An 11,880-nucleotide genomic window follows, 5' to 3' on the forward strand; every position below is an offset into this window, starting at 1 on the left:
CATGCCCCGCGTCACAATCGTCGTTCCCGCCTACAACACGGCCCGCACCCTTGCGTCCACGCTTTCGGCCTTGCTGGCCCAGACCTTTCGCGATTTTGAAATCGTCGTCGTCGATGACGGGTCCAGCGACACGACCGCTGCCATCGCGATGTCGTTCCAAAGCGATCCGCGTGTGCGTCTGATCCAGCAGCGCAATCGCGGGCTGGCCGGGGCGCGCAACACCGGTATTGATGCTGCCGCCGGCGATCTGATCGGGTTCTGCGACGCGGACGATCTGTGGGAGCCGTCAAAGCTGCAGGCCCATGTCGCGCATCTGGATGCTTCGCCCGCAGTCGGCGTCAGCTATGCTGGGTCTTCCTTGATCGACGACGACGGCAAGTTCCTGCGGCAGGCCCAGCGCCCGCGTCTGACCGGCGTTGATGCGGCGCATATCCTGAAACGGAACCCCATCGGGAACGGTTCCGCGCCGGTGATCCGCCGCGCCGTCTTTGACGCTATCGCCTATCGCCCCGCGACAGAGGTTGCCCGCGACTGTTATTTTGACGAAACATTCCGCCAGTCCGAAGATATCGAATGCTGGATGCGGATCGCACTGACGACCGACTGGCAGTTCGAAGGTGTGATGGGCCTGCTGACCCGCTATCGCATCAGTGCTGGTGGCCTGTCCGCCGCAACAGACCGGCAGCTGGCCGCCTGGGAGGCGATGATCGCGAAACTGACCCCATTGAACCCTGCCTTGATGACGCAGCTTGCGCCGGCGGCACGGTCTTATCAGCTGCGCTATCTGGCGCGGCGGGCGGTCAGCGACGGTGACGGTGCCCGCGCATGGCGGATGGTGACCGGTGCCATGCGTCAGTCACGCCAGCCGCTGACCGAAGAGCCGGTCAAGACGATCGTCACTCTGGTCGCGGCGCTGGCCTTGCGACTGGTCGGGCGCGCCGTTCTGGCCCCACTCTTGTCGTTGAAGGCGCAAAAGGCATGACCCACCGCCCTACGGTCCTGCACCTTGTCGATGACACCACAGCGGGCGGTGTTATGCGGGTTGTCGATTTCCTCGTGACCTCTGGCCGGTTGCAGGCGCAGGCGCACCACGTCACGCAGCAGGTCAGCCGGGGCAGCATCAGACCCGTGCCGCTGAAGGCGGATATCATCGTGTCCCATCTGACGCTGAACTGGCGCGGACTGCCGGGGCTGATCGCCCTGCGCGCTGCCAATCTGCGCAAACCGATGATCCATGTCGAACATAGCTATACCGCAGGTTTCATGACGCATAACGTGGCAAGGCCGCGCCGGTTTCTGGCCATGCTGCGCCTTGGCTTTGCGATGTTCGACACCGTGGTCGCCGTCAGCGCGGCGCAGGCCGCATGGATGCGGGCGCAGTCCCTGTGCCGCGCAGGCAAAATCAGCACCATTGCATCCTGCGTTGATCTTCAGGCCTTTCGTGCGATCCCCCGCCGCGCCGGGCCTGTTCGGATTTTTGGCGCGATCGGACGGCTGGACCGGCAAAAAGGGTTCGATTCGTTGATTGCTGCATTCCGCACCTTACCGCAGCCTGACGTTGCCCTTCACATCTATGGTCAGGGCGAAGAAGAAGCCGCGCTGCGCCAGCTGTCATCGGGTGATCCGCGCATCCATTTCAAAGGTTTCGCCGCCGCGCCCACCGATGCCTTTAACGCTGTCGACGCGGTCATCATGCCGTCCCGCTGGGAGGCATATGGTCTGGTCGCCATCGAGGCGCTGAGCGCAGGCAGAACCCTGATCTGCGCTGACATCGACGGCCTGAACGATCACGCGGCGCACGGGGCAATCGTCACCCCGCTGACGGCTGAAGGCGACATTGCTGGCGCTTTGATGCAGGCCGCGGCGGGGGACACGGGGGGCACGGGGGGCGCGGCCACCTTGCGCACCGCCCCCGTGCTGGAAGAAGCGTTCATCCAGTCGTGGCTGGACCTGATTGCCAGCCGCATCGCCCCCCGCACACAGGCGGCATAGGGCTGACACGCTAGGGCGGTGGCAGGGGCAGCCAAGGTGCAGCCCTTGCCCAGATGCCCGCATAGCAGGGCTGCTTACAGGCCCAGCTGCGCGGCAATCTTTGCGATGATGCGGTCATGCACGGCCACGCGGTCGCTTCCTTCGGGGTCATCGCAAACAGGATCATCGCCTTCTTCCTTCAGAATTTCGGCCCCCATAGGCTTGCAGGGCAGCAAGGCCGAAAAGTGGCTGGCCGGTGCAATCACCTCGACCTTTGGGTCCGGCAGCTTTGCGGCAAAGTCGCTGCCCGTGGCGCTGAAATCGGTCGCAAGCAGGCGGTCTGCGCCTTCGCCGAGTCCGATCAACAGGACGTCATCGACCAAATCCTGCACATCTGTCTGATCCAGCCCGTAAACCAGCCCTGGGTCAATCGCAGCCACCATCGTGATCCGGTCGTCCTTGTAGGGCGCATCCCAGGCGGCGGCGTCCAGACCGGACAAATCAACCCCGCCCTCTGCAAGATCGGCGCAATGGGATGACGCGCCGCCGACTTCGGCGCAATGGGCGGCATAGCCCGCCAGATTGCCCGTGATCCCGCCCATGGAAAGCGCAGTCCAGCCGCCATAGGAAAACCCCGCCGCCATGACCCGCGTCATGTCCAGCTGCCCCGAAAAGCGCGGGTCCGACTCCAGCTTGTCCAGCGCCGTTTGCAGATCCTGAACGCGCGTCCAATGATCCAGGCCTGCCCGCAAATCAAAGTTCTGCGTTGTGCTGTTGGGGTGATCCACGCTGACCACCACCGCGCCCCGCGCCGCAAGTCCGGCCGTCAGCCAGCTTAGCGTGCGGATATTTCCGCCAAGTCCGTGCGAGACGAGAACAACAGGAAATGGCCCCGCGGCAATCGGTGCGGCATCTTGGACCGCTGTGCCGTGGAACACGCCGTTGTCACCGATGCTGACCGCGGTGCCGCCATCGGTCGCCGGATACCAGATCGCGCCGGACACCAGCGCATCCTGATAGGCGACGGGAAAGGTCACGGCTTCAAAGCCTGCAAGCCCGTTTGCCAGCGCCGAACTAGCGGTAACGGCGAAGGCAAAGCTCAGGACGGTGTGTTTCATTTGGAAGGCTCCTTTTGCATAATTGCGATTGCCATTCGGTCGCACGCATTGAAAAAGCTGGCGTCCTCGAACCGGTTTAAGGTCGCGCAGAACCCGTTTCAGGACGTAAGGTGGATCAAAAGGGTGCCTTTGATGCCGACACTTCCCATCCCGCTGTGCGGATCACTGGTCCTTGGCTTTCTGCTGGTCGCATTGCTGCGGCGTGAAGGCCGCATCCGTTTGCTGGCTGTGCTGCTGGGGGCCTGTGCGGCGCAGGGTGCCGTCATCTCTTTGGCGCAGCACTATGGCATTGCCGCGTTCCGAAACGTCCAGCCGGTCAGTGCCGCCATGATTCCCGCCCTAGCCTGGATCAGTTTTCAGGGCACGGCCATCCGTGGACTGCGCTGGCAGTCGGATGTCTGGCACGCGCTTGGTCCGGTCTTTGTCCTGTTTTGCCTTGTCACCGCGCCTGCATGGCTGGATGGGGCGATACCCTTGCTTTATGCCGGTTATGGCAGTGCGATCCTGCTGACCCTGCGCCACGGCCCGGACGCCCTGCCGCGGCTGCGTCTGGGAACCGGGGATGTGCCTTTGCGGATCTGGCGCATCATGGGGCTTTGCCTGATCGGCTCTGCCTTCAGCGATGTCCTGATCGTTGCGGCCCAGCTTGCCGGACGCAGCGCATGGCAGCCTTGGATCATCAGCCTGTTTTCAACGGGGACGCTGATCCTGCTGGGTGCACTTTCCCTGTCTGACAGCCTGACCGACCCCGATCAGTCACCGCCCGCCCCAGCGGTGCGGATCGACGATCAGGCGGACGATGCGCTGATGGCGCGGCTGGACCAGTTGATGACCTCGCACCGGCTTTACCTTAACCCCGATTTGACGCTGACCCTGCTGGCCCGGCGTCTGCACGTTCCGGTCAAGCAGCTGTCTGCCGCCATCAATCGCAAGACCAGTGAAAATGTATCGCGCTACATCAACGCGCACCGTGTGCGCGCCGCCTGCGACAGCCTGCGCCAAGGCGAGGCGGTGACATCCGCGATGCTGTCTGCCGGGTTTAATACCAAGTCGAATTTCAACCGCGAGTTTGCGCGCATCATGCACATGTCACCAAGTGACTGGGCGCGCAGCAACGCGGCCACGCGGCAGGAACCCTAGGCGACACCGGGCGCGGCGGCGCGGCCGGCAAAGGCCGGACGCCCGGTTTGGCGCAGCGCGCAGGAACAGCGGCCTTAGTCAATTAACGACTTCGAAACCATCATCACGCCTGTTGCGCCGATGTTAAATTAAGCATGTCAGAATCCCTGACTGATTTACCGCAACCCTACGATGCATCCGTTTGACTCAAATATCGAATAATCGCCGGCTGCGTCCTAGCGGCAGGGTTTCCTGTCAAGCCACGCATACTTGGGGAACACGGATATGATTAATCGGCTAAAAAGCAGACTTCTTGGCTCGGCTGTCGGACTTGCGCTTATGGCGCTGCCGGCCTGGGCCGATGGCACCCTGCGGATCGGCATGACCGCATCGGATATTCCGCTGACGACCGGCCAGACCGACCAAGGGGGCGAGGGGATGCGCTTCATGGGCTATACGGTCTATGACGCGCTGATCAACTGGGACCTGACATCCGCCGATAAACCGTCCGGGCTGATTCCGGGGCTTGCGACCGAATGGTCCGTGGGCGAGGATCAGTTGACCTGGACCTTCAAGATCCGCGAAGGCGTGACCTTCCACGACGGGTCCGATTTCACCGCCGACGCTGTCGTGTGGAACTTTGACAAGCTGCTGGACGATACATCCGAACAATATGACCCGCGCCAGTCCGCGCAGGGCAAATCGCGTATCCCCGCTGTTGCTAGCTACCGTGCGGTTGATCCGCAAACGCTCGAAATCACCACGAACGTGCCTGATGCCACGCTGCCTTACCAGCTGGCGTGGATCCTGATGTCGTCCCCTGCGCAGTGGGAAGCCTTGGGCAAAAGCTGGGACGCCTTTGCCGAGGATCCCTCTGGCACCGGTCCGTGGATCATGGATAGCTTCGTGCCGCGCGAGCGGGCTGAATTGCTGCCCAACACTGCCTATTGGGACGACACCCGCGTGCCGCAGCTGGACAAGATGGTCTTGATCCCGCTGCCCGAACCCAATGCCCGCTCTGCCGCGTTGATGTCCGGTCAGGTCGACTGGATCGAGGCACCGGCCCCTGACATGATCCCCGCCTTGCAAGGCAACGGGTTCGACATCGTGTCCAACACCCTGCCGCATAACTGGACATGGCACCTGTCGCGCACCGAAGGATCGCCCTGGAACGACATTAACGTGCGCAAGGCGGCCAACCTGGCCATCGACCGCGAAGGGATGTCGGTGCTGCTGGGCGGCATGATGGTACCAGCAGAAGGCTTCTTGCCCCCCGGTTCGCAATGGTTCGGCACCCCCGATTTCAAGGTCACCTATGACGTCGAGGCCGCCAAGGCTCTGATGGAGGAGTCCGGCTATGGCCCCGACAACCGCCTGACGGTCAAGGCGCTGATCTCTCCGTCCGGTTCGGGTCAGATGCTGCCGCTGCCGATGAACGAGTTCATCCAGCAGAACCTGGCAGAGGTCTGGATCGACGTGGAATTCGAAGTTGTCGAATGGAACACGATGATCAACATCTGGCGCGCCGGCGCAGCTGACGACAGCAGTCAGGGTGCCCAGTCGATCAACTTTACCTACTTCATTCAGGACCCGTTCACCGGTCTGATCCGGCACCTGTCCTGCGATCTGATCGCACCCAACGGCACCAACTGGGGCCACTATTGCGATCCGGAAATGGAAGAGCTGATCGCCCAGATCCGCACCACCTTTGACCCCGAAGAACAGACCAAGGTGCTTCAAAAGACGCATGAGAAGTATGTCAATGACGCCCTGTTCCTGATGGTCACGCATGACGTGGCACCGCGGGCAATGAACGCCAGCGTCAAAGGCTTTGTGCAGGCGCAAAACTGGTATCAGAACTTCAGCTCGATCACGATGGAGTAAAAGGGAAGGGGCGGCCACAGCGCCGCCCCGCCTGAATGTATTATGCTGACATATCTCCTGCGCCGCCTCGTTTACGTGATCCCTGTCGCCCTTGGCGTCAGTCTGATCTGTTTCCTTCTGGTCCATATTGCCCCCGGCGATCCGCTGGTCGCGGTCATGCCCATCGACGCTACCGCCGAACAAGAGGCTGAAATGCGCGCCGTCTACGGCTTTGACAAACCGCTGCCGGTGCAGTTCGGCATCTGGCTGGGCAATGCGGTGCAGGGCGATCTGGGTCAGTCTATCGCCACCGGCCGCGCCGTCGCGCCAGAGGTGACGCGCGCTGTCGGCAACACCCTGCTGCTGGCGGTCGCTGCCAGCGTGATCGGTTTTCCGCTGGGGATCTTCTTTGGCTTCATGGCCGGTTATCTGCGCGATACGGTCTGGGACCGGATCATCACCGCCACGGCCATCGCCGGCGTTTCTACGCCGAACTACTGGCTGGGCATGGTGCTGGTCATTATCTTTTCCATCACCCTGCCGTGGTTGCCGTCCATGGGCGCTGGGCCGGGCGGGTCTTCGGACTGGTCATGGGACTGGCAGCACATGCGCCACCTTGTCCTGCCCGCCATCACGCTGGCCGTGGTGCCGATGGGAATCGTCATGCGCACGACGCGGGCGCTGGTGTCTGACATTCTGGATCAGGATTTCGTGCAGGCGCTTTATGCCAAAGGCATGACGAATAGCGGCGTGCTGCGCCACGTCGCCCGCAACGCAGCCCCCACGGCGCTGTCCGTCATCGGCCTGCAACTGGGCTATCTGCTGGGCGGGTCTATCCTGATCGAGACTGTCTTTAACTGGCCCGGCTCCGGCTATTTGTTGTCGGTCGCGATCCTGCAACGCGATCTGCCCATGTTGCAGGGCACGATCCTTGTGCTGGCGATGTTCTTTGTCACGCTGAACCTGCTGGTGGATATCGCCCAATCCGTCATTGACCCAAGGATTTCGCGCGCATGACCTATACGACTGCACCCGCATCCACCGCGGCAGAGGTGCCAGCCGCCCCGACAATCGGATACTGGGCCGGCGTCTGGCACCGTTTGCGCCGCGATCCTGTATCGCTGACCTGTGCCGCAATCCTGCTGGCGCTGATCTTTTGCGCCATCTTTGCGCCCTGGCTGGGCTTTGCCGATCCTTACGCCGGATCAATGGTCGCGCGGCTGAAACCGATTGGGACACAGGGGCATATCCTCGGCACGGACGAGCTCGGACGCGATATGCTGGCCCGGCTGATCTATGGCGGGCGGCTGACGCTATTTCTGGGCATTACGCCTGTCGTCGCGGCCTTTGTCATCGGCACCTCGCTTGGGCTGATTGCCGGCTATGTTGGCGGCTGGGTCAATTCGATGATCATGCGTGTAACGGATATTTTCTTTGCCTTCCCTTCCGTGCTGCTGGCCATCGCGATTTCAGGGGCGCTGGGCGCGGGGGTGGTCAATTCGCTGGTGTCGCTGACCATCGTCTTTATCCCCCCCATCACCCGCGTCGCCGAAAGCGTCACCGCATCCGTGCGCAAGCTGGACTATGTCGATGCGGCGCGCGCCAGCGGGGCGGGCAACTTTACCATCGTGCGGGTGCAGGTGCTGGGCAATGTGCTGGGGCCGATCTTTGTCTATGCCACCAGCCTGACCAGCGTGTGTATGATCATCTCTGCCGGTCTGTCGTTCCTTGGCCTTGGCGTCAAACCGCCAGAGCCGGAGTGGGGTCTGATGCTCAATACCCTGCGCACGGCAATCTATATCAATCCATGGGTGGCGGCGCTGCCGGGCATGATGATCTTCATCACGTCCCTGTGCCTGAACCTGCTCAGCGACGGTTTCAGGAGCGCGATGAATGTCCGCCAGTAACACCATCACAACTGCCCCGTCACTTGCGGATATCGGCGGCCCGCGTCAGCCCTTGATCACCGCCAAGAACCTGACCTGCCACTTTCCCGTCCGCGCGGGAATGCTGGCCCCCAAAAAGGTGGTCCGCGCCGTCGATGGCATCGATTTCACTATTACAAAAGGAGAGACCCTTGGCGTTGTCGGCGAATCGGGTTGCGGCAAATCGACAACTGCCCGTCTGCTGATCGGTCTGGTGCCGATCACGGGGGGCAAGATCATCTATGACGGGCAGGAACTGAATGAGGAATTGAGCCTGCGCGATCTGCGCCGCGGCGTGCAGATGGTGTTTCAGGACAGCTTTGCGTCGCTGAACCCGCGCCTGACCATCGAGGAAACAATCGCCTTTGGTCCCAAGGTAAACGGCGTGCCAGAGTCAGAGGCGCTGACCATCGCCCGCGACCTGCTGGACCGCATCGGCCTTGACCCTGCGCGCTTCGCGGGCCGCTACCCGCACGAGCTGTCTGGCGGCCAGCGACAGCGGGTCAATATCGGGCGCGCCCTTGCCATGCGGCCGCGGCTGTTGATCCTGGATGAAGCGGTGTCCGCGCTGGATAAATCGGTCGAAGCGCAGGTGCTGAACCTGCTAGAAGACCTGCGGCGCGATTTCGATCTGACCTATATGTTCATCAGCCACGATCTGAACGTGGTGCGCTTCATCTCTGACCGGCTGATGGTGATGTATCTGGGCGAGGTGGTCGAGGTTGGCCCCGCAGAGGCGCTGTATCACAAGCAGGCGCATCCCTATACGGCAGCGCTTTTTTCCGCGATGCCGTCGATGGACCCCGATGCCCGCACGCAGGCGCCGCCCTTGGCTGGCGATCCGCCCAATCCGATCGATCCGCCCTCTGGCTGCCGGTTCCACACCCGCTGCCCGCTGGCCAAATCCGTGTGCAGCAGCCTGAAACCCCGCGCAACCACGCTGGACGCCGGGCATCAGGTCGCCTGCCACATCCATGATCCCGCATCCGGTTATGCAGAGGCCGCAGCATGAGCGCGCTTGTTGAAATCGAGGACCTGACCGTCCGCTTTACCGGCGAACGCACGGTCCATGCCCTGAACGGCGTCAGCCTGTCGGTGGAAAAGGGCGAAGTCGTAGCCCTGCTGGGGGAAAGCGGTTCGGGCAAAAGCGTCACGCTGAAATCCTTGATGCAGCTTTTGCCCGGCAAGCGCACCAAGATTGGCGGCAAGATCGCATTTGACGGCCGCGATGTGCTGAAACTCAAGGGCCGAGAGCTGGCGAACTTTCGCGGGCCAGAGGTTGCGATGATCTTTCAGGACCCGTCGCTGGCGCTGGACCCGGTCTATGCCATCGGCACCCAGATTGCCGAAACCGTCATGCGCCACGAGAGGCTGTCCCGCGAGGCGGCCAAGGCCCGCGCGCTTGATATGCTTAAACGGGTGCGCATCCCATCGCCCGAACGGCGGCTGTCGAATTACCCGCACGAGATGTCGGGCGGTATGCGGCAGCGGGCGATGATCGCGCTGGCGCTTGCCTGCGGTCCGCGTCTGCTGCTGGCGGACGAGCCGACGACCGCGCTGGATGCCACGGTGCAGATGCAGGTGCTGCTGCTTCTGCGCGAGTTGCAGCAGGAAATGGGCATGTCGGTGATTTTCGTCACCCACGACATCGGCGTCGCGGTGGAAATCGCGGACCGGGTGGCGGTCATGTATGCGGGCACAATCGTCGAAACCGGCACCATCGCCGAAATCATCAAGGATCCCCGGCATCCTTATACCAAGGGGCTTTTGGCGGCCAATCTTCACGGCGCGGTCAAGGGCGCGCGCCTTGATGCCATCCCCGGCGCACCGCCGACGCTGGAAAAACCACCCACAAGCTGCCCCTTTGCCCCCCGGTGTCCGGTGGCCGTGGCGGCCTGTCACGCGGCCCGCCCGCCGCTTATCAGCAAGGGGCCGGGGCGTGCCGTCGCCTGTATTTTAGAAGAAGAGAGTGTCGTATGAGCGAGATCGAAAAGAAACTGGCCGGCATGGGCTTGGAACTGCCGCCCGATTGCCCGTCGCGGGCCAGCTATCTGAAGTACCGGACATGGAACGGCCTGCTGTTCCTGTCGGGGCAGATTTGCGAATGGAACGGCACGCCCAAATGGCTTGGTCCGATCACGCCCGAAACGTCGATGGAGGAATGCCGCAAAGCCGCGCAGCTTTGCGCCTTGAACCTGCTGTTCTGCGCCAAAGAGGCGCTTGGATCGCTGGACCGGGTCGATGCTGTGCTGCGCCTTGGCGGTTTCGTGAATGCGGGGCCGACCTATAAAACCGGACCGGCGGTCATCGACGGCGCGTCGCGGCTTTTCATCGACCTGTTCGGGGATGCAGGCCAGCACGCCCGCACGGCGGTCTGCGTATCAAGCCTGCCCGAAAATGCCGCCGTCGAAGTGGACGCCGTTCTGGCCTATACCTGATCCGGCGGCGCGATCCGGGCATGGCGCAGTCAGGGCGCGATCAGATGGATTGAAACCTCTTCGAAGCCGCTGATTGCGCCGGTGACAGCGGTATCTGCCTTAAACCATGGCAGGCCGCAAAGCGATCCGGTGATGACCGTCTGTCCGACCCACAGCCCGCCGCAATGATCGCCCAGATGCTGCAGCAGCAGAGCAAGGTTCCCCAGCGCCGATCCGCCCGGAACCCGCGCTTGCCCGTCAAGGACGACCTGCACGGGCGTGGTCAGCCGCGCGGGCAGCGTATCAAAATCGGACCCGTCCCATCCGGGCAGGGCCGGTCCGATCACGATACCGGCGTTGATCTGCAAATCAGCAAATTTTGCGTCATCGCGCGCCGCCGCTGGACCGGTCAGGCGGGTATCGACAAGCTCTAACGCCGCGCAGGGCGCGAAATAGTCTTGTGGACGCGGCGGCAGGCCGCCGGCGGGCAGCGGGCGGGTCAGGGTGAACCCGATTTCCAGCTCGATGCCCAGTTGGTCTGCAACGGTCCGTGTGCCGCCATTGGCGACAGCATATCGCGACGGGATCGGTGCCAGAACGGGCGCGCCGCCGTCCGCCGCTTGCCCGACCTTGAAGCCGCAAACAGGCCCCAGCGCCGCGCTAACGCGGGATTGTATCGTCAGAATTTGCGCGCGGGTCAGGATTGCGCCATCGGGCGCGAAACGCGCACCGCCGTTATGGGCCGCAATCAACGCCAAAGCGATTTGGTCCGTGTCAGTCATGTTCGCGTTTCATCAAATGGCGAAGGGCCTGCGCCGCGCTAAGGACAGGATTGATCAATGCAACGGGTGCTGCGGTGCGCAGCCGCTGCGCCGCCGCCCCAAGGGGGCCGCCGCCGATGATGACACAGCCCGCGCCCGCCGCGTGGGCCCGGTGGATCTGCGTCAGCAAGGCTGCGTCAAGCGCCGCCGGGTCCGACATTAAAGCCGCCGGATCGGTATCGGCACAAAAACATCCGACATAAGGCGTATCACCAGCGTGCAGCGTCATCAGGGCATCAATGGGCGCGGCCAGCGCGGGCGTTGTGGTCGCCACTGCAAATGGCTGGCCGGTTTGCGCGGCCTGACGGGCCGCAGCCGCGCCGATGCCAACCACCGGACAGGGCGCGCGGCGGGCCAGCCGCGCGGCCCCCGGATCACCAAAGGCAGATACGATGATACCATCCGGCCAGCGGGGCAGGGCAGCATGGGCAACCAGTTCAGCCGCAGCCGCCAGCGCGGCAGGGGTGGCGATCAGGTCAGGCCCCGACGGGGCGGTCCACGGGGCTGGGGCCTGCCCCAGCCCCGTCGCCGCGATCTGGCACATCGCCGCGGTCGTTGCCGCGTTATGGTTAGGGTTCATCAGCAGGACATGCGTCAAACTCGTGCCTTCCTCTGATCGGCCGGGGGTCGCATTGACTATGGGCGG

At 63.1% G+C, this 11,880-nt stretch carries 12 protein-coding genes; 9 read left to right on the forward strand and 3 right to left on the reverse strand.

The window, feature by feature from the left end:
* Window position 1 precedes the first annotated feature (1 nt).
* Both SJY10_RS06600 and SJY10_RS06605 read left to right on the forward strand, forming a co-directional pair.
* Window positions 2-982 (forward strand): glycosyltransferase family 2 protein, encoded by a 981-nt coding sequence (locus SJY10_RS06600; protein WP_386680771.1) that lies wholly within the window; start codon window positions 2-4, stop codon window positions 980-982.
* Complete coding sequence (locus SJY10_RS06605) at window positions 979-1,992, forward strand: glycosyltransferase family 4 protein (RefSeq protein WP_386680774.1); 1,014 nt, start codon at window positions 979-981, stop codon at window positions 1,990-1,992. Before SJY10_RS06600 ends, SJY10_RS06605 begins: the two co-directional genes overlap by 4 nt.
* Before the next feature lie 74 nt (window positions 1,993-2,066).
* Here the strand turns inward: SJY10_RS06605 and SJY10_RS06610 are convergent, their stop codons facing one another.
* Complete coding sequence (locus SJY10_RS06610; protein ID WP_386680776.1) at window positions 2,067-3,089, reverse strand: alpha/beta hydrolase family protein; 1,023 nt, start codon at window positions 3,087-3,089, stop codon at window positions 2,067-2,069.
* A 132-nt stretch (window positions 3,090-3,221) separates the two neighbouring features.
* Between SJY10_RS06610 and SJY10_RS06615 the strand changes: the two genes are divergently transcribed.
* The 7 genes from SJY10_RS06615 (at window position 3,222) to SJY10_RS06645 (ending at window position 10,434) form a co-directional block, all read left to right on the forward strand.
* Window positions 3,222-4,229 (forward strand): helix-turn-helix domain-containing protein, encoded by a 1,008-nt coding sequence (locus SJY10_RS06615; RefSeq protein ID WP_386680778.1) that lies wholly within the window; start codon window positions 3,222-3,224, stop codon window positions 4,227-4,229.
* 318 nt (window positions 4,230-4,547) lie between these two features.
* Complete coding sequence (locus SJY10_RS06620) at window positions 4,548-6,092, forward strand: ABC transporter substrate-binding protein (RefSeq protein ID WP_386680781.1); 1,545 nt, start codon at window positions 4,548-4,550, stop codon at window positions 6,090-6,092.
* Window positions 6,093-6,134: 42 nt separating this feature from the next.
* Window positions 6,135-7,088, forward strand: coding sequence for an ABC transporter permease (locus SJY10_RS06625; RefSeq protein ID WP_386680784.1), 954 nt, complete (start codon window positions 6,135-6,137; stop codon window positions 7,086-7,088).
* The gene (locus SJY10_RS06630) at window positions 7,085-7,978 is read left to right on the forward strand and encodes an ABC transporter permease (RefSeq protein WP_386680787.1); all 894 of its coding nucleotides are present in this window, start codon (window positions 7,085-7,087) and stop codon (window positions 7,976-7,978) included. The genes SJY10_RS06625 and SJY10_RS06630 overlap by 4 nt, the downstream gene beginning before the upstream one ends.
* Window positions 7,965-9,008: an ABC transporter ATP-binding protein gene (locus SJY10_RS06635; RefSeq protein ID WP_386680789.1), complete on the forward strand. Its 1,044-nt coding sequence runs from the start codon at window positions 7,965-7,967 to the stop codon at window positions 9,006-9,008. Before SJY10_RS06630 ends, SJY10_RS06635 begins: the two co-directional genes overlap by 14 nt.
* Window positions 9,005-9,976: an ABC transporter ATP-binding protein gene (locus SJY10_RS06640; protein WP_386680792.1), complete on the forward strand. Its 972-nt coding sequence runs from the start codon at window positions 9,005-9,007 to the stop codon at window positions 9,974-9,976. The genes SJY10_RS06635 and SJY10_RS06640 overlap by 4 nt, the downstream gene beginning before the upstream one ends.
* Complete coding sequence (locus tag SJY10_RS06645) at window positions 9,973-10,434, forward strand: RidA family protein (protein ID WP_386680794.1); 462 nt, start codon at window positions 9,973-9,975, stop codon at window positions 10,432-10,434. The genes SJY10_RS06640 and SJY10_RS06645 overlap by 4 nt, the downstream gene beginning before the upstream one ends.
* Window positions 10,435-10,463: 29 nt before the next feature.
* Here the strand turns inward: SJY10_RS06645 and SJY10_RS06650 are convergent, their stop codons facing one another.
* Window positions 10,464-11,195, reverse strand: coding sequence for a hydratase (locus SJY10_RS06650; protein WP_386680796.1), 732 nt, complete (start codon window positions 11,193-11,195; stop codon window positions 10,464-10,466).
* On the reverse strand, window positions 11,188-11,832 hold the full coding sequence (locus tag SJY10_RS06655) for an aspartate/glutamate racemase family protein (protein WP_386680799.1): 645 nt from the start codon (window positions 11,830-11,832) through the stop codon (window positions 11,188-11,190). Before SJY10_RS06655 ends, SJY10_RS06650 begins: the two co-directional genes overlap by 8 nt.
* Between the last annotated feature and the right edge of the window lie 48 nt (window positions 11,833-11,880).

The sequence above is a fragment of the Loktanella sp. R86503 genome (genome assembly GCF_042466455.1).
Taxonomy (GTDB): Bacteria; Pseudomonadota; Alphaproteobacteria; order Rhodobacterales; family Rhodobacteraceae; genus Loktanella.

Coding starts and splice junctions, on each gene's coding strand:
- SJY10_RS06635 (WP_386680789.1), top strand. CDS start 7,965: ATGTCCGCCAGTAACACCATCACAACTGCCCCGTCACTTGCGGATATC.
- SJY10_RS06650 (WP_386680796.1), bottom strand. CDS start 11,195: ATGACTGACACGGACCAAATCGCTTTGGCGTTGATTGCGGCCCATAAC.
- SJY10_RS06625 (WP_386680784.1), top strand. CDS start 6,135: ATGCTGACATATCTCCTGCGCCGCCTCGTTTACGTGATCCCTGTCGCC.
- SJY10_RS06645 (WP_386680794.1), top strand. CDS start 9,973: ATGAGCGAGATCGAAAAGAAACTGGCCGGCATGGGCTTGGAACTGCCG.
- SJY10_RS06640 (WP_386680792.1), top strand. CDS start 9,005: ATGAGCGCGCTTGTTGAAATCGAGGACCTGACCGTCCGCTTTACCGGC.
- SJY10_RS06600 (WP_386680771.1), top strand. CDS start 2: ATGCCCCGCGTCACAATCGTCGTTCCCGCCTACAACACGGCCCGCACC.
- SJY10_RS06620 (WP_386680781.1), top strand. CDS start 4,548: ATGGCGCTGCCGGCCTGGGCCGATGGCACCCTGCGGATCGGCATGACC.
- SJY10_RS06615 (WP_386680778.1), top strand. CDS start 3,222: ATGCCGACACTTCCCATCCCGCTGTGCGGATCACTGGTCCTTGGCTTT.
- SJY10_RS06610 (WP_386680776.1), bottom strand. CDS start 3,089: ATGAAACACACCGTCCTGAGCTTTGCCTTCGCCGTTACCGCTAGTTCG.
- SJY10_RS06630 (WP_386680787.1), top strand. CDS start 7,085: ATGACCTATACGACTGCACCCGCATCCACCGCGGCAGAGGTGCCAGCC.
- SJY10_RS06605 (WP_386680774.1), top strand. CDS start 979: ATGACCCACCGCCCTACGGTCCTGCACCTTGTCGATGACACCACAGCG.